The following is a 25,997-nucleotide window of genomic DNA, read 5'->3' on the forward strand; positions in this document are numbered from 1 at the left end:
TGAGCATCATGGATCCCCGAAAGCTGCTCGCGGCGGTCGGCGTGATCGCCGTCGCCGCCCTGGTCGGCTGCGACGACGTCGCCCGGACCCGCTTGGACTACAGCAACACCGAGAAGGTGGCGGTCAAGGAGATCGTCATCGAGCCGGGTTCGGGCAACGTGACGATCAGCACGAGCGACACCCAGCAGGTCGACATCCGCCGCGTTGTGCACTACTCCCGCAACGAGCCGGACACGACGTACCACATCAATGGGACAGTGCTCCGGATCGACAGCGAGTGCGGAAACTTCTGCAGCGTCGACTACGAGATCGTGGCCCCTACGGGCGTGGCGATCCGCGGCGAGCTCGGCTCCGGCGACCTCTCCTTGGCCGGTGTGTCCACGGTGGACTTGAAGACCGGCTCGGGCAACGTCGACATCACCGACACGTCCGGCTCGGTAAAGGTGCAGGCCGGTTCGGGCGACATGACAATCGCCGACATCGCCGGTGACCTGGACGCCCGCACCGGCTCGGGCAACATCGAAGCGCACGGCCTGTCCGGCGCGATGAACACCGCCCGCGCCGGCTCCGGCAACGTCACGCTGTCGCTGGTCAAGAGCGGCGCGGTGCGTACGCACACGGGCAGCGGCAACGTCGACATCGCCGTGCCGGCGGGCTCCTACCGGATCGACGCGCGTACGGGGTCCGGCGAGAAGGTACTCGGCGTGCCCAGCTCGCCGACGGGGACGTACCTGCTCGACCTGGAAACCGGCAGCGGCAACATCACGCTGCGGTCGGTCTGAGGCACGGTTGCGCGGCGCCGCCCACCGCCAGGGAGCAACACCGGGCGGCGCCGCGCGGAGACGTCCTCCACCCAGCCGAAGAGCGCAACCGCCACGGCCACCAGCAGGGTCACCACGGCCAGCCGCGCGCTCAGGCCGAGCGAGAGCACCGCGGCCACGCCGATGACGATGGGCATGTGCCACAGGTAGATGGTGAGCGCGCGGCTGTTGAGCACCGTGACGAGCCGCAGCAGCCCGGCCCGCCGTTCCAGCCACGCGGTGGTCGCCGGGGCGAAGCCGAGCAGCGCGACGATGAAGGCGGCGGACCAGAGCGCGTTGCCGAGCCGGATGTCGTTGAGGTCGTAGCCGCGCGGCCCCGGATGGGTGAGGAACCACGCCGCGCCGGCTGCCGCGAGCACCGCCACGCACGGCACGAGCAGCCGCCAGGACAAGCGGCGGAGCATCCCGTCGTGGTGCGCGAAGCCCAGCAGCCACGCGCCGAAGTACAGGCCCACGTCCTTGAGCACGGTGTGCGCCGGTACGACGCCGAACTCGATGAGCACGAGCAGCACGTACGGCGCGGCGAGCGTCGGGATCGGGAAGCGCCGGAAGAGCGGCAGCGCCAGCGGTGAGAGCAGCACGAACCACAGGTAGTCGCGCAGGTACCAGATCGCGCTGAGCGCCAGTGCACCCCACGCGTTGGCCGGTGGGTCGAAGAGCGGGAACCCCCAGTACAGCAGCCGCCAATCCACGGTGAGCCCGGTGAGCACCATGGCCGGTACGAAGAACGCGGCGAGCACCCACAGCGCGGGCAGCAGCCGGCGCAGCCGCCGCCCGACCGCGCGCACGCCCCGACTGTCCAAAGAGGCCGCCATGAGAGAACCGGCGAGCGCGAACATCACCGACATGGCCGGGAAGGCGATGGTGAGAAAAGCCCAGTGGGTGGTGTGGTACACGACGACTCGGACGATGGCCAGTGCGCGCAGCAGATCGACGTATCTGTTTCGCATGGGTCCAATCGGGGTGGCGGGACGGGGGTAGCTACCGCCCTACCCCGCACACCAACCGATCAATCCGGCCAAACGGAAACGTCAGCGTGACGAACCACACAAAGCAGTCAGAAGCCCAGCTTGCGCAACTGTTTCGGGTCGCGCTGCCAGTCTTTCGCGACGCGAACGTGCAGGTCGAGGTAGACCTTCGTACCGAGCAGCGTCTCGATCTCGGCGCGGGCCCGGGTCCCCACGTCCTTCAGCCGGCTCCCCGGGCCCCGATCACGATGGCCTTCTGGCTGGTCCGCTCGATGTAGATGTCGGCGTAGATCTTCGTCAGCCCGCCCTCGCGGATCATCTCCTCGACCACCACCGCGATCGAGTGCGGCAGCTCGTCGCGCACGCCCTCCAGCGCCGCCTCGCGGACCAGCTCGGCGACCATCACCTGCTCGGGCTCGTCGGTGAGCATGTCGTCCGGGTAGAGCTGGGGCGACTCGGGAAGGTACTTGGTCATCACGTCGACGAGCGTCTCCACCTGGTACCCGGAGACCGCGCTCACCGGTACCACCTCGGCGAAGTCGGCGAGCTCGCTGACCGCGAGCAGCTGCTCGGCCAGCCGCTTCTTGTCGACCAGGTCGGCCTTGGTGACCACCGCGAGCACCGTGCCCTTCAGCTCGGCCAGCTCGCCGGTGATGAACCTGTCACCCCGCCCGACCGGCTCGTCGGCCGGGATGCACAGGCCGATCACGTCGACCTCGCTCCAGGTCTGCCGGACCAGGTCGTTGAGGCGCTCGCCGAGCAGGGTACGGGGGCGGTGCAGCCCCGGCGTGTCCACGAGCACGAGCTGCGAGTCCTCGCGGTGCAGCACGCCCCGGATCACGTGCCGGGTGGTCTGCGGCTTGTTGGAGGTGATGGCGATCTTCTGCCCGACGATCGCGTTCATCAGGGTGGACTTGCCGGCGTTCGGCCGACCGACGAAACAGGCGAACCCAGCTCTCACTCGACGACCGTACCGATGAGCTTGCCGTCCGGGCCGGCCACGTGCACCGGCGCGTCGGCGGACAGGTCACGGACCGCGGAGTAACCGGCACCGTCCAGGGTGGACGCCTCGGTCACCACCGCCGCGGCCTCCAGGCGGGTCGCGCCGGCCGCCGCCGCCGAGGCCACGGCCAGCTGGAGTGCGGTGACCGTGAGCGAGGGAAGCGAGACGCTCGCCGCCGCGTACGTACGGCCGTCCTGGTCGCGCACGGCCGCGCCCTCCACCGCGGTCACCCGGGCCCGCGCACCACGGGCGAGCAGTACAAGCTTGGCGTCTTCGGCGTCCAGGTCGGCGGGCGCGCCGACGGCCGCCGAGCTGCCCGCGGGCCCCGGGATGGTGGACGGCTCAGGCATCGGCGGTCTGCCTCTCGTGCTCGGATGTATCGGCGGAAACGTCGCCGCCCTCGGTGTCGCGGCGAACCAGGACGGAGTCGATCCGGTTGCGGCGGCCCGTGGTGCCCTCGGCGACCATGTGCAGCCCGCCCACCGTAGCCCCCGCTCCCGGGATCGGTACCCGGCCCAGCGCCTGCGCGAGCAGGCCACCCACGGTCTCCACCTCGTCGTCGGGCAGCTCGACGCCGAACAGCTCGCCAAGGTCCTCGACCGGGAGGCGGGCGGTCACCCGGACCGCGCCGTCCTCGAGCCGCTCGACCGGCGGGCGCTCGACGTCATACTCGTCGGTGATCTCGCCGACGATCTCCTCGAGGATGTCCTCGATCGTGACCAGGCCACCGGTACCGCCGTACTCGTCGACGACGATCACCAGGTGGCTGCGGGCCGCCTGCATCTCGGAGAGCAGGTCGTCGACCGGCTTGGACTCCGGCACGAACCGCGCCTCGCGCATCAGCTCGGCCACTGGCGTGCCGTCGGCGCCCGGGTCGCCGCTCTGGGTGCGCCGCACGACGTCCTTGAGGTAGAGCACGCCGAGCACGTCGTCGACGCTCTCGCCGATGACCGGGATGCGGGAGAAGCCGGACCGCATGAAGAGCGCGAGCGCCTGCCGCAGCGACTTGACCGACTCGATCCACACCATCTCGGTACGCGGCACCATCACCTCGCGGGCGATGGTGTCGCCGAGCGCGAAGACCGAGTGGATCATCTGCCGCTCGCCGTGCTCGACCACGCCACGCTGCTCGGCCAGGTCGACAAGCTCGCGCAGCTCGATCTGGCTCGCGAAGGGCCCCTCCCGGAACCCCTTGCCCGGCGTGACCGCGTTACCGATCAGGATCAGCAGCGAGGCGAGCGGGCCGAGCGCCCGGCCCAGCCAGCGCACCAGCGGCGCGGCGGCGCGACCCACCTCGTACGCGTGCTGGCGGCCGATCGTGCGCGGGCCGACCCCCACCACGACAAAGCTGACCACCGTCATCGCGCCGGCGGTGACCAGCGCGGCTGTCCACCCGGCGCTGAACGTGTCGACCGTGACCAGCGCGACAAGCGTCGTGGCGGTCAGCTCGCAGAGCAGCCGCAGCAGCAGGAGCAGGTTGAGGTGGCGGACGACGTCCGAGGCGACGATCTGGAGGGCGCGCGCACCGCGTACCCCCTCGCGGGCCAGCTCGGCGGCGCGTGCCGGCGAGACGGCGGCGAGCGCGGCGTCGGTCATCGCCACGATGCCGGCCAGGACGACAAGCCCGGCCGCGAAGAGCAGCAGTTGCAGGTCGGGTAACCCACCGCCCGCGGCGGCCCCCGTGGCCGCTAAGGAGGCGCTCACGCCGTCTCCTCGCAGGCTCGGAGACGCCGCTCGCGCAAGCTGCTGAGCCTCATGGTTCGCTCGCTGCGCTCGCTCACGTGACTCGCGAGGCTCGCCAGCTGGAGAGCAGCCGGGCCTGGAGCGCGAACATCTCGCGCTCCTCCTCCGGCTCAGCGTGGTCGTAGCCGAGCAGGTGCAAGGCGCCGTGCACGGTCAGCAGGTGCAGCTCGTCGGCCGCGGAGTGGCCGGCGGTGGCCGCCTGCTTGGCCGCCACCTCCGGACACAGCACGATGTCGCCGAGCAGTGCTGGCTCACCAGCGCCGGCTTCGCCCGGGCCGTGGTCGACGCTCCCCTCGTCCATCGGGAACGCGAGCACGTCGGTCGGGCCGTCGCTGCCCATCCAACGGTGGTTGAGCTCGGTCATGTAGTCGACGTCGACGAGCAGGACCGAGAGCTCGGCGAGCGGGTTGACGCCCATCTCGTCGAGCGCGTGCCGGGCCACCGCCATCACGGCGTCTGTGTCGACGTCGACGCCGGATTCGTTGGCGATCTCTATGGACAACGTGCATTTCCCCAGGTGACGGACTAGCGGCGCCGGCCGGCGCGGGCGGTGCGGCCGGGTACGGCGTGCACACCCTGCCCATTCTGCGCCTCGCGCTCGGCGTCATACCGCGCGTACGCGTCGACGATGTCGCCGACCAGCTTGTGACGCACCACGTCGGCGCTGCCAAGCTGGGCAAAATGGACGTCTTCGACACCCTCGAGGATGTCGCGCACAACCCTGAGGCCACTCGTGGTGCCTCCGGGAAGGTCGACCTGCGTGATATCGCCGGTGACCACGATCTTGGACCCGAAGCCGAGCCGGGTCAGGAACATCTTCATCTGCTCGGGCGTGGTGTTCTGCGCCTCGTCCAGGATGATGAAGGCGTCGTTGAGGGTGCGACCCCGCATGTACGCCAGCGGCGCGACCTCGATCGTGCCGGCCTGCATGAGCCGCGGGATCGTCTCCGGGTCGAGCATGTCGTGCAGCGCGTCGTAGAGCGGCCGCAGGTACGGGTCGATCTTCTCGTACAGCGTGCCGGGCAGGAAGCCGAGCCGCTCGCCCGCCTCGACGGCCGGCCGGGTCAGGATGATCCGGTTGACCTGCTTGGCCTGGAGCGCCTGGACGGCCTTCGCCATCGCCAGGTACGTCTTACCGGTACCCGCCGGGCCGATCCCGAAGACGATCGTGTGCCCGTCGATCGCGTCGACGTAGCGCTTCTGCCCCAGCGTCTTGGGACGGATGGTCCGCCCGCGCCGGGAGAGGATGTTGAGCGTCAGAACCTCGGCTGGCCGCTCGGTCGTGCCCTGCTCGAGCATGCCGACGGTGCGCCGCACAGCATCGGTGGTCAGTGTCTCGCCCTTTTCGATCAGCTCAAGAAGCTCAGTGAAGAGGCGCTCGGCCAGCGCATTGTCGGCCGGCGCTCCGGTCACGGTGATCTCATTGCCGCGCACGTGCACGTCACTCGCAAGCGAACGCTCGATGAGCCGGAGAATTTCATCCCCAGCGCCGAGCAGGTTCACCATGATCTGCGAGTTAGGAACCGTGATCTTGGTCTGCACGCGGGTCTGCCCGGAGGGGGATGTCGTTGTCATAGATCGGCCCTTGGGCCAACGCCACCTGCTCTCGGTCTCAGTGCCGCGCCCCGTGACGCGACGTGCGTAACGACCTCCATCGTATCGGCTCAACGCCCTGACCACCGCGCCCATTTCCGGCCGATCGGCACGGTGGTCAGGGATTTTCAAACCGGACAAACGTACCGTTACCGCACCTCGGTCGGGACGAGGGCGTCGAGGAGTGGGCCGCCCACGCGCCGAAGCGCGGCCACCGCCCTGCTGACGCGGCTTTTCACCGTGCCCACCGAGCAGCCGAGCTCGGCCGCGATCTCCTGCTCGGAGCGCCCGCCCCAGTACCGCAACACAAGCACCACCCGTTGTTGCGCCGGTAGCGAACGCAGCGCCTGAAACACCATGTGCGCGGTGTCCGTACCGTCGTACGGGTCGGTCCCGGCCCGCTCGGGCGGCGCCTCGGTCGGCACCTCACGCCGCCACAGCCGCCGCCCGGCCCGCCAGGCCGCCCGCACCATCACCCGCCGCGTGTACGCCTCCGGGTTGCCGTCCGGGTGCAGCCTGTGCCACGCCCGGTACGTCTTGACCAGCGCCTCCTGGGCGAGATCCTCACCGTGCCCGGGGTCGCCGGTGAGGATCGCACCGTGCCGTACCAGCGCCGGGTACCGGTCCCGGACGAACTCCGCGAACCCCTCCGGCCCTCGGCTCGCGGCCGTCACCACGACAGCCGCACTCCGAGGATGTCGCCGAGCTCAGCGATGGCTTCCGCATCCAAGCGGACCCGTCCGCCTTCCTCGGAGACCACCTCGTGGCAATCCCTCCCCAGCGTGACCACGAGCGTCGACGGGCGCCGACCCGCCACGGGGTCCGCCGGCGCCGGTTCGCGCGGCTGGATCGTGATGAGGCCTTTCGTCATTTGCATTTCGCCGGTGCAGAACTCGGGCTCATCTACCACGGTCCCGGCGCGCAGCAGCTCGACCGCACGCTGGACCTGGGCCGGGTCCCTGATCAGCCTCAGTGACTGCTTGTCCTCGCCCGCGACCATCATCGATACTTCCTCGACCTGGCGGGGCAGCGTGAGCGCGGCCGGCTCCCAGCGACCGGTCGTGATCGAGTTCAGCACCTGCTGCCACACCTCTACGCCACCCCGGACTGTCACCGCGACCCGGGACCACGGCAGCACGATCAGGCGGGCGCCATCGGGATCCTCCCGGAGCCAGACCGGCTCACCACCGTGCAGTGTGAGCATCCGGGTCGGGGACGCGAGCAGCCCGGTCACCATGCCTGGCCCGTTCTGGTCATGGGTGTCGTAGCGGTACGGGTAGAAGTCGAAGAGGCTGTGCACCTCGATGTCCGCCGTCGTGCACCACGGGCTGGGTCCGTACGGGTTCGGGCCCTCGCCGATCAGGACCGTCCGTTTCTGGTGGCCGCACGGCGCGCCCTCGGTCTGGAGCACCGGCCAGCCCTCCGGCACCGGGAAACTGACCGTCCCCGCGACGATCCGGCCGTCCACGTGCTCCGGCGTCGGCGGCCGTTCGGGGCGGGAAGCGACGACCCCTGTCCCCGTACCCGTCTCCTGCGCAGGGTCGGCGAGGAGCCGCTGCCCCCGACGAACCCCCGGTGAGCAGCACGGCCAGCGCGAGCGCCCCCGCGGCTCCCGCCCGTACCCGCCCCGCCCGGCCGCGCCGGACCACCAGCCCAATCGGGTCGGCGGTCCTCGGCTCGACCCCGGCGGCCGCCTCGTCCAGTAGTGCCTTCAGCCGTTCTGGCATGTGGCCTCCCTTCCTCACCACCCCGAAGGCAGTGAGGTCGGCGGCGGGTTCCATTCAGTCGCCGGCGAACGTCTGCTGGTCGCGGGTGAAGCGGTAGGTCGCCCAGTGCATCCGCACCACGGTGCCCTCGGCGTCCCGGGTGAGGCGCAGCAGCTCGCCGGTCTCGCGCCCCTGTACGCCGCGCAGCACGTCGGGGCGGTCCGGCAGGGGCGCGAAGACCGCCGGTGGGCGGCCGGGCGCGTCGTCCGCGCCGCGGGCTCGGAGCGCGCCGTCGCGCCAGAAGAAGACGTACTCGAAGCCCTCGCCCCACCAACGGCCGAGCACCGAGCGGTACGCCTCCGGCACTGGCTCGCCGGGCGTCCACGGCGGGACGTCCGCCGGGTCGTCCTCCACAGCGGCGGCAAGCAGCTTGTGCGGCAGCTCGGTAGTGGCGATCGCGGTGCCGGACGAGCCGAGCACGGCGCACCCCATCGCGCGTGGCGTACCGTCGCCGAGCCCAGCGGGGGCGGGACGCCGGCCGTACACGCCGGCGAGGAAGCCGGGCATGGCACCGTCGTGTCCGACGTGGACGATCCGCTCCCCTTGCGGGATCAGGATCAGGCCGAGCCCGAACCCCACGCTCCACAGTGCCTGGTCGGTGGTGGTCAGCGGCCAGCTCATCTCGTCCAAGGTGGACGGTGCGAGCACGTCGGCGCCCGGGTCGAGCGCGGCCGGGTCGGCGAGGAACGCGGCCCACCGCGCCATGTCCGCGGCGGTGCTCCAGAGCTGGCCGGCCGGGCCGACACCGGCGAAGTCGGCCGGCGGCTCGGGCTTGGCGTTGTCGCTGTACGCCTCGACGAGATAGCCGGTCACCCCGTGATCGGTGGGCTGTACCGTCGTGGCGCCGAGCCCGAGCGGGCGCAGGATCCGGTCTTGCAGCACCTCCGCCCAGGTACCGCCGCGCAGCCGGCCGACCGCGTGCCCGAGCAGCGACATGCCGAGGTTGGAGTAGTGGTAGCGCCGGGCCGGCGGGAGCACCCGCTCGGCCCGGTCGAGCTCGGCGAGCAACCGGTCGGCGTCCGGGGCGAGCAGGGTGTCCCACACGTCGCCGTACGGCTCGCGCTGGAGGCCTGAGGTGTGCGAGAGCAGGCGCCGCACCGGCAGCTCGCCGTGCGCGGGCAGGTCGAGGTGGCGACCGATCGGGTCGTCCAGGTCGAGCAGGCCGTCGTCGCGGGCCTGGAGCACGAGCACAGCGGTGAACGTCTTGGTCACCGACCCGATCCGGAACTGGCTCACCGGACCGGCCGCGCCGACCTGGACCTGCCACAGTGGCCGGTCCGCCCGGTGCAGCGCCGCGGACAGCGCTGGCACCCGGGCCTCGGCCTGCACCTGCTGGGCCATCCTGGCCAGCTTCTTCGACATCCGCGACCCTTCCCCGACCGGACTACTCACCTTGCGATCATCGGGCCCAGCGGCTCACCGCCGAGCACGTGCGCGTGCACGTGGAAGACCTCCTGGCCGCTGTACGGCCCGGTGTTGAAGATGATCCGGAAGCCGTTGTCGAGCAGTCCTTCGGCCTCGGCGACCTCGGACGCCGCGGCCAGCACCGCACCGGCGAGCGCCGGGTCCGCCTTGGTGAGCGCGACGACGTCGGCGTAGTGCTGCTTCGGGATCACGAGCACGTGCACGGCCGCCTTCGGGTGGATGTCCCGGAACGCGAGCGTGGTCTCCGTCTCGTGCACCTTCGTGGCGGGGATGTCTCCCGCGACGATCTTGCAGAAGAGGCAGTCAGTCGTGGTCACCCGCTGATGCTAGAGCGCGCCGGCCGCCTGGGCGGTGTACAGGGTCGGGTAGAGCGGGCGGTAGCCCAGCTCGGTGCGGATGCGGCAGGTATCGACGATGCCCGCCCACGGGTCGTCCAGCGAGCGGGTGGCCGCCTCCGGGTCCGGCTCTTCCTGGTTGGCCCGGAGCAGCTCGAGCGCGGTCACCGGCGCGTCGTCGGCGACGTTGAAGACCTGCCCGTCGACTCCCTCGGCCGACAGGATGCGGTCGAGGGCCTGCGCCACGTCGGCGTGGTGCACGAGGTGCAGCCGCTGGTGCGAGGCCCACCGGCGGGCCCAGGCCAGCGACTCGGCCAGGTGCGGGTCGCCATCGCCGTACACGAAAGCGAGCCGGGCGATCCGTACCGGCAGTCCCCGCTCCCGGTGCAGGCGCAGCAGCTCGACCTCGGCGGCCGCCTTGCCCATCGGGTATGCCCCCGCGGGGTGCGGCTCGTCCCCCTCGCTTGACGGGCGGCCACGGCCAGGGCCGTAGACGAGGCTGGTGCTGACGAAGACGAACCGGCCCACACCCGCGTCGAGGGCGGCCCGTGCGAGCGCGACGGTGGCGTCGCGGTTGACCGCATACGCCTCGTCGTCGGGCACGCCGCGGAACGCCGCCGCGATGTGCACCACCGCGTCGACGCCCTCGACCGCCTGCCGGGACGTCGCAGGGTCGCGCAGGTCACCGATGACGACCTCGGCCCCACCGTTCCACCAAGGGGCGACCTGGGCCTCGGACCGCACCAGCACCCGCACCGGACGGTGCAGGTCGAGCTGGCGACGCACGTAGCGACTGCCCACCCGTCCGGTGGGTCCGGTGATGAGGGTGCGCACGGACCTCTCCCTCCGTAGGTATCATTAGCCAGACAATGAGTATACGTTAGCCGGCTAATGAGTTGGCGGCAAGGGCTTTCGTGAGGACGGGCAAGGGTGGGCAGTGACTTCCAGGTCGCGTTCTGGGCCGCGAAGCGGGCGATCGGTGCCGCGTCCGAGGAGGCGTACCAGCGGCACGGTGTGCGAGCCGGCCAGCAGTTCATCCTCTACGAGCTCTGGGCCGAAGACGGCCTGACCCCGGGCGAGCTGGCCAAGCGGCTGGGCCTTGCCGTGCCCACCGTCACCCGTACCGCGACCCGGATGGAATCCGCCGGCATCCTGCGCCGCGAGCCGCACCCCACCGACGCGCGACTGGTCCGCCTCCGCCTCACCGAGCGGGGCCACGAGCTGAAGGACCTCATGGCCGGCGAGGTCGTCACGCTCACCGAAAAGGCACTGCGCACATTGGACCAGGACGACCGCGAGCGGTTCATCGCGTACCTGCACGAGGTCAAGACGAACCTCACGACCCCGACGGTATGACGTAGCTGGGATGCCATCGACTCATTGCCATCCGTAAATCGCGCTCCGTACGCTCCCGGCATCCGAGACATGTGCGCACCCACGAGGTGCGCCATCCGTGTGGGGAGGATCCAATGGTTCGCTGGCGCAAAGTCGTGGGGGCTGTCGCCGCGGCACTGGCCGTGGGCAGCTTCACGGTCGCCGCACCGACGGCACCGGCCGCCGCGTCCGACATCACGCCGTTCGTCGTGGGCGGCACCCGGGCCGCGCAGGGCGAGTTCCCGTTCATGGTCCGGCTGTCGATGGGCTGTGGCGGCGCGCTCTACAGCCCGCGCCTGGTGCTCACCGCCGCGCACTGCGTAAACGGCACCGGCACCAACACAAGCATCACGGCGACGCTGGGCGCCGTCGACCTCCAGTCGTCGAGCCGGATCCAGGTGCGCTCGAACTACGTCCTTCGGGCGCCCGGTTACAACGGCAACGGTGACGACTGGGCCCTGATCCGGCTCGCCACCCCGGTGACCAGCCTGGCCACGCTGCCGATTGCGACGACGACCGCGTACAACAGCGGCACGTTCACCATCGCCGGCTGGGGCGCCGCGCGCGAGGGTGGGCCGCAGCAGCGGTACCTGCTGAAGGCGACCGTGCCCTTCGTGGCCGACTCGACCTGCGACTCTATGTACGGCGGTGACGTCATCGTGGGCGAGGAGATCTGCGCCGGCTACACCGCTGGCGGCGTGGACACCTGCCAGGGCGACTCGGGCGGCCCGATGTTCCGCCGGGACGCCAGCAACGCGTGGATCCAGGTGGGGATCACGAGCTGGGGCAACGGCTGCGCCCGCCCCAACTTCCCGGGTGTGTACACCGAGGTGAGCACCTTCGCCTCCGCTATCCGCTCCGCGGCCACGAGCCTGGGCGGCTGACCTGACAGGCCCCCGGTCGGCTGTTTGTGGGTGGACCGATCCGGGTGGCCGATCGGGCGGCTGACCCCCACCGCCCTTGCGGGGGCGTCCCAGTGCGGGACGCCCCCAACCCGTTTAGGATCAGGCGATGTCGGTCATCGAGGATGCGCTGGCGGCCCTTGACCTAGAGACAAAGGTCAAGCTTCTCTCCGGCCAGGACTTCTGGACCCTCCCCGCCATCCCCGAGATCGGCCTCCGCTCGCTGGTGATGTCCGACGGCCCGATCGGGCTGCGCGGCATCGGCTGGCGCCCCGACGACCCGTCCGTCGCCCTGCCCAGCCCCACCGCGCTCGCCGCGACCTGGGATCCGGCCCTGGCCCGTACGGCTGGGCGCGTGCTCGGGCAGGAGGCCCGCCGCAAGGGCGTGCACGTGCTGCTCGCGCCGACAGTCAACCTGCACCGCAGCCCGCTGGGCGGCCGCCATTTCGAGTGCTACTCCGAGGACCCGCTGCTGACCGGCGAGATCGGCGCGGCGTACGTGGCGGGCGTGCAGGACCAGGGCGTCGGCACCACCGTGAAGCACTTCGTGGCCAACGACTCGGAGACCGACAGGTTCACAGTGGACGTACGGGTCGGCGAGCGGGCGCTGCGCGAGCTGTACCTGGCGCCGTTCGAGCGGATCGTCGGGTCTGGCGCCTGGGGCGTGATGGCCGCGTACAACGGGGTCAACGGCAGCACCATGACCGAGCACGCCGAGCTACAGATCGGGCTACTCAAGCGGGAGTGGGGCTTCGACGGCGTCATCGTCTCCGACTGGACGGCCGCTCGCAGCACCGGGCCCGCGGCGAACGGCGGGCTCGACGTGGTCATGCCGGCGGTCGGCGACCCCTGGGGTGAGGCGCTTGTCGCCGCGGTCCGCTCCGGCGCCGTCCCGGAAGAGGTGATCGACGACAAGGTACGCCGGGTGCTGCGGCTCGCCGCCCGGGTCGGCATCCTCGACGGCGCGGCACCCGTGGTGGCCGAGGCAGACCGTCCGTCCACACTCGACGGCGCGGCGGTCGCGCGGACGATCGCCGCCCGCTCCTTCGTGCTCGTCCGCAACGAGGGCGGACTGCTCCCGCTCGACTCGGCACGGCTACGCACGGTCGCGGTCTCCGGTGCGCTCGCCGCAGACGCCCGCGTACAGGGTGGCGGGAGCGCGCTCGTGCAGCCGGCCCGGGTCGTGTCACCGCTCGACGGGCTGACCGCGGCGCTCGCCGGCGAGCAGACCCTGGCCGTGCCGGGCGAGGCGTCCGCGTTCGCCGCGATCGTCAACGCCGCCACCGTCACCTACGCGGTCGGCGCCGATCCGCGCCGCCGGGTGCCGGTCGCCAGAGGTCCACAATGGAGCGACATCACCGGGGTACTCCGCGCGGCCGGCGGACGGGAGCTCTTCCGGTCGCCGCTGCCGACCGCGTACGCGCGCTGGATGGGTGACCCGCCGCCCGGCGTAGCCCCGGACGAGATCGCCGAGCTCTCGCTCTCCGCGCGGCTCACCCCCACGGCGAGCGGCGCGCACGAGCTGGCGATCGTGGGCTTCGGCGACTTCACGCTCACCGCCGGCGGGCAACCGCTCTTCGAGGGTCCGGTGTACCGCGAGCAGGACGAGTCGGATGTCTTCCGCGGGGCCGAAGAGCGGCGGTTTCCGGTCGAGCTGTCCGCGGGCGAGCCGGTCGAGGTGGTGCTCACCCAGCGGGGCGGCAACCCGGGCTACGTGTCCTTCGCGATCGGGCACGCACCGCCCTCCCCGGGTCCGGACGCGCTGCTGGACGGGGCGGCGAGCGCCGCGGCCGAGGCGGACGTCGCCGTGGTGGTCGTGGGCACGACCGAGGAGGTCGAGTCGGAGGGGTTCGACCGCACCACGCTCGCGCTGCCCGGCCGCCAGGACGAGCTTGTCTCCCGGGTGGCCGCCGCCAACCCGCGTACGGTCGTCGTGGTCAACGCGGGCTCGCCGGTCCTGATGCCCTGGGCCGACCAGGTCGCCGCGATCCTGCTCACCTGGTTTCCGGGGCAGGAGGCGGGCGCCGCACTCGCCGACGTGCTGCTCGGGGCGGCCGAGCCGGGCGGTCGGCTGCCGACGACGTGGCCCCGCCGGGACTCGGACGCGCTGCCGGTCACGCCCACGGGCGGGGCGCTGGCGTACGACGAGGGCGTTTTCCTGGGGTACCGGGCGGACCCGGCTGACCCGCTCTTCCCGTTCGGCCACGGGCTTGGCTATACCGAGTGGGCGTACGAGTCACTGTCCATCGAGGATGGTGAAGCGGTGGTTACGGTCCGGAACAGCGGCACGCGTCCCGGACGGGAGGTCGTCCAGGTCTACGCCGGGCCGTCCTCACCGGACAGTGCGCGGCCGCGCCGTTGGCTGGCCGGCTTCGCCTCGGCCGTGGCGGAGCCCGGCGAGGCGGTCACGGTACGGGTGCCGCTCCCGGAGCGCACCTTCGCGGTGTGGGAGGGTGGCTGGCAGAAGGTGGCCGGCACGTACCTCGTCGAGGCCGCCCACAGCGTCGCCGACCGCCGCCTCAGCACCGAGCTGACGATCTAGCCGGTCACCAGCGGCCAAGGCGGGTGGAGAGCACCGCCAGGGCGGCCACTCCGGCGGTCGAGGTGCGGAGCACCGGGTCGCCCATCCGGACCGTACGGGCGCCGGCGGACTCGAACACGGCCAGCTCCTCCGGTGCGATGCCGCCCTCCGGGCCCACCACAAGCGCGATCTCGCCCGTCTCCGGAAGGTCGACCGTGGTCAGGCGGTCCTTCGCCTCCTCGTGGAGGACAAGCGTGGCGCGGGCGGCTGCCTCGCGGGTCGACGCGGCGGGCGCGACCAGCGGCAGCCACGGGCGGCGGGCCTGCTTCGCGGCCTCGCGGGCGGTGGCGACCCACTTGTCGCGGGCCCGGTCGCCGCGTTCGCCGCGCCACTGGACCACCGAGCGGGCGGCCGCCCAGGGCACGATCTCGTCCACGCCGGCCTCGGTCATCGCCTGCACGGCCAGCTCGCCCCGCTCACCCTTGGCGATGCCCTGGATCACCACCAGGCGGGGTCGGGCGCCGCCGCGTACCCCCTGCTGATGATCCGGAGATCGAGGGTGCCGCGGCCGGCGGCCGTGACCACCGCGGTGGCCGTGCCGCCCTGCCCGTCTCCGAGCAGCAGCTCCTCACCCACCCGCAGCCGTTGGACGGTGGCCGCGTGGTGCCCTTCCGGCCCGTCGAGCGTGAAGGCCTCCCGCTGCGGCAGCGCCGAGACCAGGAAGAGCGGAGCACTCACGCGTGGCCGTTGAACGCGTCCCGCATCCGCGAGAAGAAGCCGCCCTGCTTGGTGAGCTCGGCGACCTCCTCGCCCCGGGTCTTGGCGAAATCGCGCAGGATCCGCTCCTGGTCCGGGTCGAGCTTGGTGGGCGTGCGCACGTCGAGGTGGACGAAGAGGTCGCCGCGACCGGTGCCACGCAGGTGGGGCACGCCGCGGGCACGCAGCCGGAGCGTCGCGCCGGGCTGCGTGCCGGGCTTGACGTCGAGCTGCTCCTCGCTGTCCAGCGTCTTGATCGTCAGACGGGTGCCGAGCGCGGCGGCGGTCATCGGGACGGTGACCCGGCAGTGCAGGTCGTCGCCCTTGCGTGAATACACGTCGTGCGGCCGCTCGTGGATCTCCACGTAGAGGTCGCCGGCCGTGCCGCCGCCGGGGCCGACTTCGCCCTGCTGGGCAAGGCGGATGCGCATACCGTCTTCGACCCCGGCCGGGATCTTGACGGTCAGCGAGCGGCGGGTGCGCACCCGGCCGTCGCCGCCGCAGCTCGCGCAGGGGTGCGGGATCACCGTGCCGTAGCCCTGGCAGACCGTGCACGGGCGGGACGAGACGACCTGGCCGAGGAAGGTGCGCTGCACCGACTGGACCTCGCCGCGCCCGCCGCACGCCTCACAGGTGGCGAGGTGGGTGCCGGCCGCGGTGCCGGCGCCGGAGCAGGTGGTGCAGAGCACGGCGGTGTCCACCGTGATCGGTGCCTCGACCCCGAACGCGGTCTCGGTCAGCTCCAGCTCCAGCCGCAGGATCGCGTCGGCACCCGGCCGGGTCCGCGAACGCGGGCCGCGCGCTCCGGCAGCACTGCCGAAGAACGCGTCCATAATGTCCTGGAATCCAACAAATGGTCCCGCGCCGGGGCCGCCAGGGGCCCACCGCCGCCCGGCGCGAGAGGGTCGCCGCCGAGGTCGACGATCTGCCGCTTCTGGTCGTCCGAGAGCACCTCGTACGCGGCGTTGATGTCCTTGAACTTCTCGTGCGCCTCCGGGTCCGGATTGACATCCGGGTGGTACTGGCGAGCCAGCTTCCGGTAGGCGCGCTTGATTTCGTCGTCGGAGGCCTCTCGGCTTACACCGAGAATCCCGTAGTAGTCCTTGGCCACTGCGTTCCGTGTCCTCATGTTCTCGCGCTGTCCCGGGCTAATTGTTTCCCAACAGGTCGCCTACGTAGCGTGCCACGGCGCGCACCGTAGCGATGGTGCCGGGGTAATCCATCCTCGTCGGCCCGAGGACACCGAGACCACCCACGATTGTGGCGCCTGGACCGTAGCCCGTGCTGACAACTGAGGTGGACCGTAGGTTGTCGATCTCGTTTTCATCGCCGATTCGGACCCGGAGGGTGTCCGCGTCGACCTCACCCAAGAGCTTCAGCAGGATGACCTCCTCCTCGAGGGCCTCGAGGATCGGGCGGAGGGAGCCCTGGAAGTCAAGTAGACCGCCACGGGTCAGGTTGGCCCGGCCGGCTAGTGCGATGCGCTCATCGTGCCGCTCGACAAGCGTCTCAAGCAATACTGTGGCGAGCGCAACCATCGTGTTGCGATCGTCCGGCGGGACCTCGTCGACCAGCGCCTGGACCAGCGGCGGCGCCTCCGACAGCCGCTGGCCCACGAGCTTTTCGTTGACCCTGCGGCGCAGGTCGGTGAGGGCGTCGACCGGCACCGGCGCGGGCAGCTCGACAAGCCGCTGCTCGACCCGGCCGGTATCGGCGATCATGACGAGCATCACTCGGGTCGTGGAGATCGGCACCAGCTCCAGGTGCCGCACGGAGGAGCGGGCCAGGCTCGGGTACTGCACCACGGCGACCTGCCGGGTGAGCTGGGCGAGCAGCCGCACCGTGCGATGCACCACATCGTCGAGGTCGAGCGCCCCGGCGAGGAACCGCTCGATCGCCCGCCGCTCGGCCGGGCTCAGCGGCTTGACCCGGGAAAGCCGGTCGACGAAGAGCCGGTAGCCGCGGTCGGTCGGCACGCGACCCGCGCTTGTGTGCGGCTGCCGGATGTAGCCCTCCTCCTCGAGGACGGCCATGTCGTTGCGCACGGTCGCGGGCGAGACGCCCAGCTGGTGTCGCTCGACAAGAGCCTTGCTGCCGACCGGCTCCTGGGTTGCGACGTAGTCCTCGACGATCGCTCGGAGCACGTCGAGCTTGCGGTCATCGAGACTCACTGTCACCCCCTGCCGCACCAGATGAGAAGACTGGCACTCGACTGTACCGAGTGCCAGTCTACGTCGCACCCCCAAGTCACCGCGATGATCTCTTTGGGTGCAATGTCCGACAGTACGTAAGAGTGTTGTGTGGCGTAGGTTGATCTGTGCCCCTACCGTGACCTGCATGACAGAACCACCTCGCCCTCCCGGAGAGAGCGAGCCGGGCGGGACACCATCCGACCCGACCTCTCCGCTGACACCCCCAGCGTCCTACTCGATGCCGGGCGAGGCACCCTCCCCGGTTACGCCCCTCCCCGAGTGACGCACCGCCACCGCCGCCTGTGAGTGGGGCCGGCTACCCGGGTGCCGACTACCCGCCACCAGGCGCTGGCTACCCGCCCCCCGGTGGCAGCTCGTACCCGCCGCCCGGCTACCCACCGCCCGGCTACCCGCCGCAGGGTCCACCCGGTGGCTACTACGCGGCCGGCCCGCGCCAGCGGGGTACGCCACCAACGACGAGAAGACCTGGGCCCTCGTCGCCCACTTCGGCGGCGCGCTCGGCGCGTTCATCGGCGGCGGCACGCTGGGCTGGATCGGCCCGCTCGTCGCGCTCGTGGCAAAGGGCAACCAGTCGCCGACCGTGCGCGCGCACGCGATCGCGGCGCTCAACTTCCAGCTGCTCTGGTCGATCATCACCGTGATCTGCTGGATCCTGATCTGCGTGGTGATCGGCTTCGTCCTCGCGCCGATCGCGACGATCATCGCGATCGTCTTCGGCATCATCGGCGGCGTGCGGGCCAACGACGGCCAGCTGTACACCTATCCGATGACCTTCTCGATCATCAAGTAACGAGCAAGATCCCCGGGGACCGCAGGGTCCTCGGGGGTCCGCCTACGGATGGTTGTGAACCGCGGCGGGTGAGGCCGCGGGAGCGACGGTCTTGACCACGACGGGCATCGCGGTAGCTCGAATCTGTCTCTAAGAAAAGATCTTCTAGGGGAGCAGGTCGCGGACCACGGCGTCGGCGAGGAGGCGGCCGCGCAGCGTCAGCACCGCGAGCCCGTCCCGGATCTCCAGCAGGCCGTCCGCCTCAGCCCTCGCGGCGGCCGCACAGCCAGGACCGTCGAGCACGGCGAGCGGCAGCCCGGAGGCGAGCCGCAGGCGCAGCATCACGTCCTCGACGTGCCGGTCGTCCGCCGACAGCACCTCGCGGGCGTGCCCAGGCGACTCGCCGGCGGCCAGCCGCGCGGCGTAGGCCGAGGGGTGCTTGACGTTCCACCAGCGCACGCCGCCGACGTGGCTGTGCGCGCCTGGCCCGAGGCCCCACCAGTCGCCGCCGGTCCAATAGAGAATGTTGTGCCGGCAGCGTGCGGACGGTCCGGCCGCCCAGTTGGAGACCTCGTACCAGGAGAGGCCGGCCGCGCCGAGGGCGGCGTCCGCGGCCAGGTAGCGGTCGGCGGCGACGTCGTCATCGGGGTACGGCAGGTCGCCGCGGCGCATCCGGGCGGCAAGCCGGGTGCCGTCCTCGACGATGAGCGCGTACGCGCTGACGTGGTCGACACCCGCCCCCACGGCCGCCGCCAGCGATGCCGCGAAGTCGTCCGCGGTCTCCCCCGGCGTGCCGTAGATCAGATCGAGGTTCACGTGGTCGAAACCGGCCTCGCGCGCCTCGGTCGCCGCGACTGGCGCGCGGCCCGCGGTGTGCCGGCGTTCCAGCAGCTTGAGTACGCCCGGCGCGATCGACTGCATCCCCAGCGAGACCCGGGTGAAGCCGGCCTTGCGCAGCCGCTGGAGCGAGGCGGGCGTCACCGACTCCGGGTTGGCCTCGGTGGTGACCTCGGCGTCGGCGGCCAGCCCCCACGTGCGGTCGATCGCCTCCAGGATCCGGGCGAGGTCGTCCGGGTGGAGCAGTGTGGGGGTACCGCCGCCGACGAAGACCGTGTCCACCCGCGCCGGCGTCACGGCCCGCTCCGCGAGGGCCAGCTCGGCGAGCACCGCGTCCACGTACGCCTCGCCGCTCGTCCCACCGCCCAGCTCAGCCGCCGTGTACGTGTTGAAGTCGCAGTAACCGCACCGGCTGGCGCAGAAGGGCACGTGGACGTATACGCCGAAGCCCCGCCCGCCCAGGCTGGTGCCAGGTGGCAGGCTGCCGTCGCGGGGTACGGCCTCGCCGTCTGGGAGTGCTCCGGGCATGGGTTCTAGTCTGCCCGCATGAGTTCTGATGTTGAGTCGCTGGTCCGCGTCGAGACCGGGCAGGGCGTGGCGACTCTCACGCTGGACAGCCCGCACAACCGGAACGCGCTCTCCACCCCGCTGATGACCCAGCTGCTGGCGGCGCTGGAAGCGGCGGAGGGCGACGAGTCGGTACGTGTGGTGGTGATCTCCCACACCGGCCCGGTCTTCAGCTCGGGTGCCGACCTCAAGGAGACCGCCGAGGCGGTGGCGAGCGGACAGATCCCCGCGGCGATGCTCGGCGACGTGCTCGCGGCGATCTGGGAGTGCCCCAAGCCGGTGGTGGCGCGCGTGGGCGGGCCAGCGCGGGCCGGCGGCATCGGCCTGGTGGCCGCCGCCGACCTCGCGATCTGTACCGAGGAGGCCACGTTCGCCTTCACCGAGGTACGGCTGGGCGTGGTACCCGCGGTCATCTCCGCCACCGTCATCCCCCGCCTCACCCCGCGCGCGGCAGCCGAGCTTTTTTTGACCGGGGACACGTTCGACGGGCGGCGCGCCGAGCGGATCGGGCTGGTCACCCAGGCCACCACCGCAGAGACGCTGGACGCAACGGTGGCCGCCTATTGCCGGGCGCTCGTGCTCGGCGGCCCACAGGCACTCGCCGCTGCGAAAGACATCCTGCACCGCCGGGCGACGGCTACCGTACGTGAAGAGCTCGCCGAGCTTTCCGCCCTCTCGGTGGGCTACTTCCAATCTGAGGAAGGGCGAGCGGGCGTCCGGGCATTTCGGGAGAAAACCTACCCATCGTGGGTACCCGAGGGGTCGGCGGGCAGTTAACTCCCCTTCCGCGCCAAACCGGCCAGGGGTACGGTCGCCGGCAGGATCACGTCGTACCCTGGACGGACGACTCAGTGAGGGGTGACGGTGCGTATTCGGGCAGGGGTAGTGGCAGCCGTCGGCCTGATGCTTGTCGCCGTCATCGGGCTGGTCGTCGGCAAGCACGACTGGCACTCTGACCTCGGCCTGCCCCGCCCATACAGCCGGGCCTGCACAGTGCATGCCGACGGCGAGGTGACCCTCAACCCCGAGCAGATGGCGCACGCGGCCACGATCGCCGCGATCGGCATGCAGCGACAGATGCCCGAGCGGGCCGTCGTGGTGGCCCTGGCCACCGCGCTACAGGAGTCCAAACTGGAAAACCTCGCCGGCGGCGACCGCGACTCGATCGGCCTCTTCCAGCAGCGTCCCAGCCAGGGCTGGGGGACGCCGGATCAGGTCGGCGACCCGCGGTACGCGGCGAACAAGTTCTACGCCGCGCTCAAGAAGGTGCGCGGCTGGGAGAAGATGCGGGTCACCGACGCGGCCCAGCGGGTGCAGCGCTCGGCCTACCCGGAGGCGTACCAGAAGTGGGCCGACGAGTCGACGGTGCTCACCAAGGCGCTGCTGGGCAACGCGACCGGCGCGGTGGCGTGCACGGTGGACGGTGAGCCGCCGATGCGGGGCGCGGCGGCGACGGAGGCACTCGGTAACGGGCTGCGCCTCGACTGGGGCAGCATGGAGGCGTCCGCGCAGGTCACCGGCCTGACCGTGCCAGCGGCCAGCCCGCAGGCCGGCTGGCGGTACGCGCACTGGCTGGTCTCGCACGCCACCGACCACGGGGTGAAGAAGGTGCGGTTCGCCGGTCTGGAGTGGACGGCGAAAGAGGGCGCCTGGGCCCAGATCGCGCAGCCCGACCAGGCCGGCCAGGTGGTGGCGGAGGTCTACGCCGCGCCCTGACACGGCGATGGGGCCCACGTGGGGCCCCATCCGCGTCGGTTATTCGAGGTTGGTCAGTAGCGACTGACCCCGCGTCGTCCGGTCACGCCCACCACCAGGGCCACGCCGATCGCGGCCAGTACGACCTGGATGAGAGCCTCGGTCCAGTCGAAGCCAGATGTGTCAGCCACACCCGCCGCCCGCGCGATCACGGTGCCGAGCAGGGCCGCGGCGACGCCGATGACCATGGTCAGCCAGATGGGGATGTTCTGGCGGCCGGGAACCACCAGCCTCCCCAGCGCGCCGATGATCAGCCCGATGATGAGCGCGGAAATAATGCCGGTTGCGGTCACGGTCGTCCTCCTTCGGGGGTTCGTCCTGGCTGAACGTTTCCAACCTCGACGACCTCGGTCGGGTGGCCATCGGGTGAGGTGGAGAAGCGTTCGCCGGAAAGGTGCCCGCCGCTTCAGAGACCTAAACGCCGCGCTGCCTCAGCTATCGCCCGGTCCATCGACTCGAACGCCAGCGGCGGCGGCCGATCGAGGTCGAACCAGGTGTGGTCGGAGGACTCGCGCGGGTCGAGCGCCAACTGCGCGCCGTCGGCGAGCGTGGCGAGGTAGAAGCACTCGAGCACGGGCAGCCGCTCGTCCTGGTATTCGTACGTCCCGATGTACAAACCGATGAGGTCGCCGAGGGTGATCTGGACGCCGAGCTCCTCGCGGGCCTCGCGCACAGCGGCGACCGCGGGCTCCTCCCACCCGTCACAGAAGCCGCCGGGCACCTCCCAGAGCCCCGCCCGCGGCTCCATCACCCGTTTGATGGCAAGGAAGCGGCGTCCATCGTGGACGACCAGGTTGGCGGTCGGGCGGGCGTTGACGTACAGCTCGTAGCGGCATGCCACGCAGGTGGTGGGTGGCTTGTCCTGGAGTCTGGCGCCGCAGCGGGGGCAGAACCGCGCCTCCACCGTCACTTCTTGGCCTTGCCGTCCCCACTGCTGTCCGAGGTGGACAGTGCCGCGATGAACGCCTCCTGGGGCACCTCGACGCGGCCCACCATCTTCATCCGCTTCTTGCCTTCCTTCTGCTTTTCCAGCAGCTTGCGCTTACGGCTGATGTCACCGCCGTAGCACTTGGCAAGAACGTCCTTGCGGATCGCCCGGATCGTCTCGCGGGCGATCACGCGGTTGCCGATCGCGGCCTGGATCGGCACCTCGAACTGCTGCCGCGGGATCAGGCTGCGCAGCTTGGCGGCGATGGTGACGCCGTAGTTGTACGCCTTGTCCTTGTGGACGATCGCACTGAACGCGTCGACGGCCTCACCGTGCAGCAGGATGTCCACCTTGACCAGGTCGGCCTGCTGCTCGCCGCTGGGCTCGTAGTCGAGGCTCGCGTACCCCTTCGTACGGCTCTTGAGCTGGTCGAAGAAGTCGAAGATGATCTCGGCGAGCGGGAGCGTGTACCGCAGCTCGACCCGGTCGGCCGAGAGGTAGTCCATGCCGAGCAGCACGCCGCGCCGCCCCTGGCACAGCTCCATCACCGCGCCGACGTAGTCGTTCGGCGTGAGGACGGTCGCCCGCACCACCGGCTCGTACACCTCGCCGACCTTGCCGGTCGGGTACTCGCTGGGGTTGGTCACCACGTGCTCGGTGGCGTCTTCCATGATCACGCGGTACACCACGTTGGGCGCGGTGGAGATCAGGTCGAGGCCGAACTCACGCTCCAGCCGCTCCCGGATGATCTCCAGGTGGAGCAGGCCGAGGAAGCCGCAGCGGAAGCCGAAGCCGAGCGCGGCGCTGGTCTCCGGCTCGTAGCTGAGCGCGGCGTCGTTGAGCTTGAGCTTGTCGAGCGCGTCGCGCAGGTCCGGGTAGTCGGAGCCGTCGATCGGGTACAGGCCGGAGTAGACCATCGGCTTCGGGTCCTTGTACCCACCGAGGGGCTCGGTGGCCGGGCGCGTGTTGATCGTGACAGTGTCACCGACCCGGGACTGGCGCACATCCTTTACGCCGGTGATCAGGTAGCCCACCTCGCCGACGCCCAGTGCCTGCGCCTTCTGCATCTCGGGCGAGATCACGCCGAGCTCCAGGAGCTCGTGTACGGCGCCGGTGGACATCATCTTGATCTTGTCGCGCGCCTCGATCCGCCCGTCGATGACACGGACATAGGTGACGACGCCTCGGTACACGTCATACACCGAGTCGAAGATCATCGCGCGGGCTGACGCCTCGGCCTCGCCGGTCGGCGGCGTGAACTGCCGCACGATCTCGTCCAGCAGGTGCGGCACCCCTCGCCCGTCTTGCCGGAGACGCGCAGGCAGTCATCGGGGCTGCCGCCGATGAGGTGGGCCAGCTCCTCGGCGTACTTGTCCGGCTGGGCGGCCGGCAGGTCGATCTTGTTGAGCACCGGGATGACGTGCAGGTCGTTTTCGAGCGCCAGGTACAGGTTTGCCAGCGTCTGTGCCTCGATGCCCTGTGCGGCGTCAACGAGCAGCACGGCACCCTCGCAGGCGGCCAGGCTGCGAGACACCTCATACGTGAAGTCGACGTGCCCCGGCGTGTCGATCATGTTGAGCACGGCCGACTCGCCCTTGAGGGCGCCCTCCCGCACCGTCCACGGCATGCGCACGGCCTGGCTCTTGATCGTGATGCCACGCTCGCGCTCGATGTCCATGCGGTCGAGGTACTGGTCGCGCATCTGCCGCGGGTCGACCACGCCAGTGAGCTGTAGCATCCGGTCGGCCAGCGTCGACTTACCGTGGTCGATGTGGGCGATGATGCAGAAGTTACGGATGCGGCCGGGGTCGGTCGCGCCCGGGCTGTTCGCGCTCATCGGTGGCACAGTCGTCCGTTCTCGTTCAACCTGCGGGAACGGCCGGCGAATGGCCGGCCGCTCTCTATGGTCCCACGTTTTGTTCGTTACCCCGCTGGTGCCCGGTTGAAGATCGCCGCGTCTTCGTTTGTACTCGGCTGGCGCCCCTGCATCCGGCTGCCGACTCTGCTATCAGGCTGGCGCCTCCGCTACTCGCCTGGCGCCTCGCTGAAGAGCGCCGCCAGGCGCGGGAAGCGGCGACGGACCTCGTCTTCGTCGTCGAAGTCCCAGAAATCGTCCGTGTTGGGGCGTTTTGCCGCGGGCTCCTCGGGCAGATCCTCCCCGGTGGCCTCACGGTGGGCCTGTGCGGCGACGGCCAGCATCCGCTCCGAGCCCAGCTCCTCACCGGTGACCGCGGCCCGCTTCACCGCCGGCAGCTCGGCCAGCGAGTCGGGCTGCCCGACCGCCCGCGCGAACGCCTCGCGTCCCTGCGCCATCAGCCAGCCCCGGAACGCGTCGAAGCCCTCGTCCGAACAGCCGCCGTTGACCAGGTAGGCGGCGCCGAAAAGATCCACTTTGTACGACGCGTCGAGCACCCGCCGCATGTGCCGCTCGAAGCCGACGATCTCGTCCGCGTCGCGCTTGGCCAGCGCCGCCGCGATCCGCTCCGCCGCCGTGTCCGGTGTGCCGCCCTCGCGCGCCGCGTCGCCGATCAGCGCCCAGAACTCGCTCGTATTCATCTCGTCGGGCCTTCTTTCGCGTCCATCGGGCCCGACTGTGCCAGACGGGTGTGACACCAGGGCAGTATGGGTGCATGCCGAGGATGCCGATGCCGGCGGTCCCGTACGCCTCCACCGCCGTGCGCCCCTCCTGGGCCGACCTGCCCGCCGACCTGCGCACGGCGATCAGCGCGCGGCTGGGCTCGCAGGTGACCTGGGCCACCACCGCCGGCGGCGGCTTCACCCGCGGCTTCGCGGCGGTGCTGGACACCGCCGACGGGGAGCGGGCTTTCGTCAAGGCGGCGTCGCTGAGCACGCAACGGCACCTCACCGACTGGTACGCGCGGGAGGTGGCCGTCACCGCCGCGCTCCCGGCCGCCGTCCCAGCCGCCCGCCCGAGGTGGACGCTGACCGCGGCCGGCCACTACGTGATCTGCCTCGACGCGATCGAGGGCCGGATGCCCGACCTACCGTGGCGGCCCGCCGAGCTGGACGCCACGCTGGGCGCGTGGGCGCTGGCGGCTGAGGCGTTGCGCGAGCCGCCGGCCGAGCTGGTGGCGGTCGGGCTCCCGGCGCTCGCCGACCTCGTCCGTTCCGACCTGTCGTGGTGGCGGGAGATCGCCGCTGGGCGTGAGGCCATGCCGCCGGTACCGCCGTGGGTGGAAAAGCAGCTGGACGAGCTTGTCGCGCTGGAGGCGGCGCTCCCCGGGTACGTCGTGAGCACCGCCGCCACCCACTGTGACCTGCGCCTCGACAATGTCCTCATCGACCCGGCCGGTGCCGCCCACCTGTGCGACTGGACCTGGATCTGCTTCGGCCCGGCCTGGTGGGACACGGTGTCACTGCTGATCACGGCATACGCGAGTGGCCTCGACGCGGACGCCCTCTTCGCCGCCCACCCGACGGCCCGTGACGCCCCGCCGGAGGGCCTTGACGCGGCGCTGACCGCACTGGGCGGATACATGCTGACCCGCGCCGAGGCGGGGCCGACGGGTGCCTCGCCGCACATCGTGAGCCACCAGCGCTGGACCGGCGAGGTGGCGCTGGCCTGGCTGGCTTCCCGGCGTGGGTGGGCCTGAGGCCGCTGCCCGTTTTGGAGGTCTGCGAGGCTGGCTGGTAATCTGGTGCGTCGCGCATAGTGACGCATAGGTGTCGCGTGCGCTCAGATACCCGAAACCCAAAGAAC

22 protein-coding genes and 5 pseudogenes are annotated in these 25,997 nt (G+C 71.0%); 8 read left to right on the forward strand and 19 right to left on the reverse strand.

Annotated features, from left to right (window positions below):
* Window positions 1-8: 8 nt before the first annotated feature.
* Window positions 9-707, forward strand: a pseudogene (locus Pflav_RS46320) (DUF4097 family beta strand repeat-containing protein); the annotation flags it as partial.
* On the opposite strand, the gene Pflav_RS27145 reads toward Pflav_RS46320, so the two are convergent.
* The 11 genes and pseudogenes from Pflav_RS27145 to Pflav_RS27195 all read right to left on the reverse strand — a co-directional run bounded on the left by Pflav_RS27145 (window position 659) and on the right by Pflav_RS27195 (window position 10,488).
* Entirely contained in the window at window positions 659-1,771 is a 1,113-nt protein-coding gene (locus tag Pflav_RS27145; protein WP_173039250.1) for an acyltransferase family protein, read from the reverse strand. The pseudogene Pflav_RS46320 and the gene Pflav_RS27145 overlap by 49 nt on opposite strands.
* Before the next feature lie 107 nt (window positions 1,772-1,878).
* Window positions 1,879-2,693 (reverse strand): annotated as a pseudogene (gene era, locus Pflav_RS27150) (GTPase Era).
* Window positions 2,694-2,746: 53 nt separating this feature from the next.
* Complete coding sequence (locus Pflav_RS27155; RefSeq protein WP_173039252.1) at window positions 2,747-3,142, reverse strand: cytidine deaminase; 396 nt, start codon at window positions 3,140-3,142, stop codon at window positions 2,747-2,749.
* Entirely contained in the window at window positions 3,135-4,496 is a 1,362-nt protein-coding gene (locus Pflav_RS27160) for a hemolysin family protein (protein WP_415624335.1), read from the reverse strand. The genes Pflav_RS27155 and Pflav_RS27160 overlap by 8 nt, the downstream gene beginning before the upstream one ends.
* 73 nt (window positions 4,497-4,569) lie before the next feature.
* The gene (ybeY, locus tag Pflav_RS27165; RefSeq protein WP_173039254.1) at window positions 4,570-5,037 is read right to left on the reverse strand and encodes an rRNA maturation RNase YbeY; all 468 of its coding nucleotides are present in this window, start codon (window positions 5,035-5,037) and stop codon (window positions 4,570-4,572) included.
* 23 nt (window positions 5,038-5,060) lie between these two features.
* Window positions 5,061-6,110, reverse strand: coding sequence for a PhoH family protein (locus Pflav_RS27170; RefSeq protein ID WP_173039256.1), 1,050 nt, complete (start codon window positions 6,108-6,110; stop codon window positions 5,061-5,063).
* Between the two features lie 167 nt (window positions 6,111-6,277).
* On the reverse strand, window positions 6,278-6,802 hold the full coding sequence (locus Pflav_RS27175; protein ID WP_180201283.1) for a SigE family RNA polymerase sigma factor: 525 nt from the start codon (window positions 6,800-6,802) through the stop codon (window positions 6,278-6,280).
* Window positions 6,799-7,596 carry a hypothetical protein gene (locus Pflav_RS27180; protein WP_173039260.1) on the reverse strand — a complete coding sequence of 266 codons (798 nt, stop codon included), beginning with the start codon at window positions 7,594-7,596 and terminating at the stop codon, window positions 6,799-6,801. Before Pflav_RS27180 ends, Pflav_RS27175 begins: the two co-directional genes overlap by 4 nt.
* A gap of 313 nt (window positions 7,597-7,909) precedes the next feature.
* The gene (locus tag Pflav_RS27185; RefSeq protein WP_173042666.1) at window positions 7,910-9,256 is read right to left on the reverse strand and encodes a serine hydrolase domain-containing protein; all 1,347 of its coding nucleotides are present in this window, start codon (window positions 9,254-9,256) and stop codon (window positions 7,910-7,912) included.
* A gap of 26 nt (window positions 9,257-9,282) precedes the next feature.
* Complete coding sequence (locus tag Pflav_RS27190) at window positions 9,283-9,636, reverse strand: HIT domain-containing protein (protein WP_173039262.1); 354 nt, start codon at window positions 9,634-9,636, stop codon at window positions 9,283-9,285.
* A gap of 9 nt (window positions 9,637-9,645) precedes the next feature.
* A complete protein-coding gene (locus Pflav_RS27195) occupies window positions 9,646-10,488 on the reverse strand; it encodes an NAD-dependent epimerase/dehydratase family protein (protein WP_173039264.1) in 843 nt (280 codons plus the stop codon).
* 96 nt (window positions 10,489-10,584) lie between these two features.
* Between Pflav_RS27195 and Pflav_RS27200 the strand changes: the two genes are divergently transcribed.
* From Pflav_RS27200 to Pflav_RS27210, 3 genes are all read left to right on the forward strand, one after another.
* Window positions 10,585-11,010: a MarR family winged helix-turn-helix transcriptional regulator gene (locus tag Pflav_RS27200; protein WP_173039266.1), complete on the forward strand. Its 426-nt coding sequence runs from the start codon at window positions 10,585-10,587 to the stop codon at window positions 11,008-11,010.
* 113 nt (window positions 11,011-11,123) lie between these two features.
* Window positions 11,124-11,912, forward strand: a complete 789-nt coding sequence (locus tag Pflav_RS27205; RefSeq protein WP_173039268.1) for a S1 family peptidase — start codon at window positions 11,124-11,126, stop codon at window positions 11,910-11,912.
* 127 nt (window positions 11,913-12,039) lie between these two features.
* Entirely contained in the window at window positions 12,040-14,472 is a 2,433-nt protein-coding gene (locus Pflav_RS27210; RefSeq protein WP_173039271.1) for a beta-glucosidase family protein, read from the forward strand.
* A 4-nt stretch (window positions 14,473-14,476) separates the two neighbouring features.
* Here Pflav_RS27210 and Pflav_RS27215 read toward each other — a convergent pair.
* The 3 genes and pseudogenes from Pflav_RS27215 to hrcA all read right to left on the reverse strand — a co-directional run bounded on the left by Pflav_RS27215 (window position 14,477) and on the right by hrcA (window position 17,378).
* Window positions 14,477-15,189 (reverse strand): annotated as a pseudogene (locus Pflav_RS27215) (16S rRNA (uracil(1498)-N(3))-methyltransferase).
* Window positions 15,186-16,318 (reverse strand): annotated as a pseudogene (gene dnaJ / locus Pflav_RS27220) (molecular chaperone DnaJ). The pseudogenes Pflav_RS27215 and dnaJ overlap by 4 nt, the downstream one beginning before the upstream one ends.
* A gap of 37 nt (window positions 16,319-16,355) precedes the next feature.
* Window positions 16,356-17,378, reverse strand: a complete 1,023-nt coding sequence (hrcA, locus tag Pflav_RS27225; RefSeq protein WP_173039273.1) for a heat-inducible transcriptional repressor HrcA — start codon at window positions 17,376-17,378, stop codon at window positions 16,356-16,358.
* Between the two features lie 550 nt (window positions 17,379-17,928).
* On the opposite strand from hrcA, the gene Pflav_RS46325 reads away from it, so the two are divergent.
* Entirely contained in the window at window positions 17,929-18,210 is a 282-nt protein-coding gene (locus Pflav_RS46325; RefSeq protein WP_232072748.1) for a DUF4870 domain-containing protein, read from the forward strand.
* Between the two features lie 144 nt (window positions 18,211-18,354).
* Here the strand turns inward: Pflav_RS46325 and hemW are convergent, their stop codons facing one another.
* Window positions 18,355-19,554 (reverse strand): radical SAM family heme chaperone HemW, encoded by a 1,200-nt coding sequence (gene hemW, locus Pflav_RS27235; RefSeq protein WP_173039275.1) that lies wholly within the window; start codon window positions 19,552-19,554, stop codon window positions 18,355-18,357.
* A gap of 18 nt (window positions 19,555-19,572) precedes the next feature.
* Between hemW and Pflav_RS27240 the strand changes: the two genes are divergently transcribed.
* Window positions 19,573-20,370 carry an enoyl-CoA hydratase-related protein gene (locus tag Pflav_RS27240; RefSeq protein WP_173039277.1) on the forward strand — a complete coding sequence of 266 codons (798 nt, stop codon included), beginning with the start codon at window positions 19,573-19,575 and terminating at the stop codon, window positions 20,368-20,370.
* Window positions 20,371-20,451: 81 nt separating this feature from the next.
* Window positions 20,452-21,309, forward strand: coding sequence for a hypothetical protein (locus tag Pflav_RS27245; RefSeq protein WP_173039279.1), 858 nt, complete (start codon window positions 20,452-20,454; stop codon window positions 21,307-21,309).
* 53 nt (window positions 21,310-21,362) lie between these two features.
* On the opposite strand, the gene Pflav_RS27250 is transcribed toward Pflav_RS27245, so the two are convergent.
* The 4 genes and pseudogenes from Pflav_RS27250 to Pflav_RS27265 form a co-directional block, all read right to left on the reverse strand.
* Complete coding sequence (locus Pflav_RS27250) at window positions 21,363-21,641, reverse strand: GlsB/YeaQ/YmgE family stress response membrane protein (RefSeq protein WP_173039281.1); 279 nt, start codon at window positions 21,639-21,641, stop codon at window positions 21,363-21,365.
* 113 nt (window positions 21,642-21,754) lie between these two features.
* Window positions 21,755-22,252, reverse strand: coding sequence for an NUDIX domain-containing protein (locus Pflav_RS27255; RefSeq protein ID WP_173039283.1), 498 nt, complete (start codon window positions 22,250-22,252; stop codon window positions 21,755-21,757).
* Window positions 22,253-22,254: 2 nt separating this feature from the next.
* Window positions 22,255-24,113, reverse strand: a pseudogene (gene lepA / locus Pflav_RS27260) (translation elongation factor 4).
* A gap of 188 nt (window positions 24,114-24,301) precedes the next feature.
* Window positions 24,302-24,832 carry a DUF4240 domain-containing protein gene (locus tag Pflav_RS27265; protein WP_173039285.1) on the reverse strand — a complete coding sequence of 177 codons (531 nt, stop codon included), beginning with the start codon at window positions 24,830-24,832 and terminating at the stop codon, window positions 24,302-24,304.
* A gap of 74 nt (window positions 24,833-24,906) precedes the next feature.
* On the opposite strand from Pflav_RS27265, the gene Pflav_RS27270 reads away from it, so the two are divergent.
* The gene (locus tag Pflav_RS27270) at window positions 24,907-25,890 is read left to right on the forward strand and encodes a phosphotransferase family protein (protein WP_173039287.1); all 984 of its coding nucleotides are present in this window, start codon (window positions 24,907-24,909) and stop codon (window positions 25,888-25,890) included.
* Window positions 25,891-25,997 lie beyond the last annotated feature (107 nt).

It is taken from the genome of Phytohabitans flavus, from assembly GCF_011764545.1.
Lineage (GTDB): Bacteria > Actinomycetota > Actinomycetes > Mycobacteriales > Micromonosporaceae > Phytohabitans > Phytohabitans flavus.

Coding starts and splice junctions, on each gene's coding strand:
- hemW (WP_173039275.1), bottom strand. CDS start 19,554: ATGCCCGGAGCACTCCCAGACGGCGAGGCCGTACCCCGCGACGGCAGC.
- Pflav_RS27210 (WP_173039271.1), top strand. CDS start 12,040: ATGTCGGTCATCGAGGATGCGCTGGCGGCCCTTGACCTAGAGACAAAG.
- Pflav_RS27240 (WP_173039277.1), top strand. CDS start 19,573: ATGAGTTCTGATGTTGAGTCGCTGGTCCGCGTCGAGACCGGGCAGGGC.
- Pflav_RS27185 (WP_173042666.1), bottom strand. CDS start 9,256: ATGTCGAAGAAGCTGGCCAGGATGGCCCAGCAGGTGCAGGCCGAGGCC.
- Pflav_RS27205 (WP_173039268.1), top strand. CDS start 11,124: ATGGTTCGCTGGCGCAAAGTCGTGGGGGCTGTCGCCGCGGCACTGGCC.
- Pflav_RS27170 (WP_173039256.1), bottom strand. CDS start 6,110: ATGACAACGACATCCCCCTCCGGGCAGACCCGCGTGCAGACCAAGATC.
- Pflav_RS27265 (WP_173039285.1), bottom strand. CDS start 24,832: ATGAATACGAGCGAGTTCTGGGCGCTGATCGGCGACGCGGCGCGCGAG.
- Pflav_RS27145 (WP_173039250.1), bottom strand. CDS start 1,771: ATGCGAAACAGATACGTCGATCTGCTGCGCGCACTGGCCATCGTCCGA.
- Pflav_RS27270 (WP_173039287.1), top strand. CDS start 24,907: ATGCCGAGGATGCCGATGCCGGCGGTCCCGTACGCCTCCACCGCCGTG.
- Pflav_RS27155 (WP_173039252.1), bottom strand. CDS start 3,142: ATGCCTGAGCCGTCCACCATCCCGGGGCCCGCGGGCAGCTCGGCGGCC.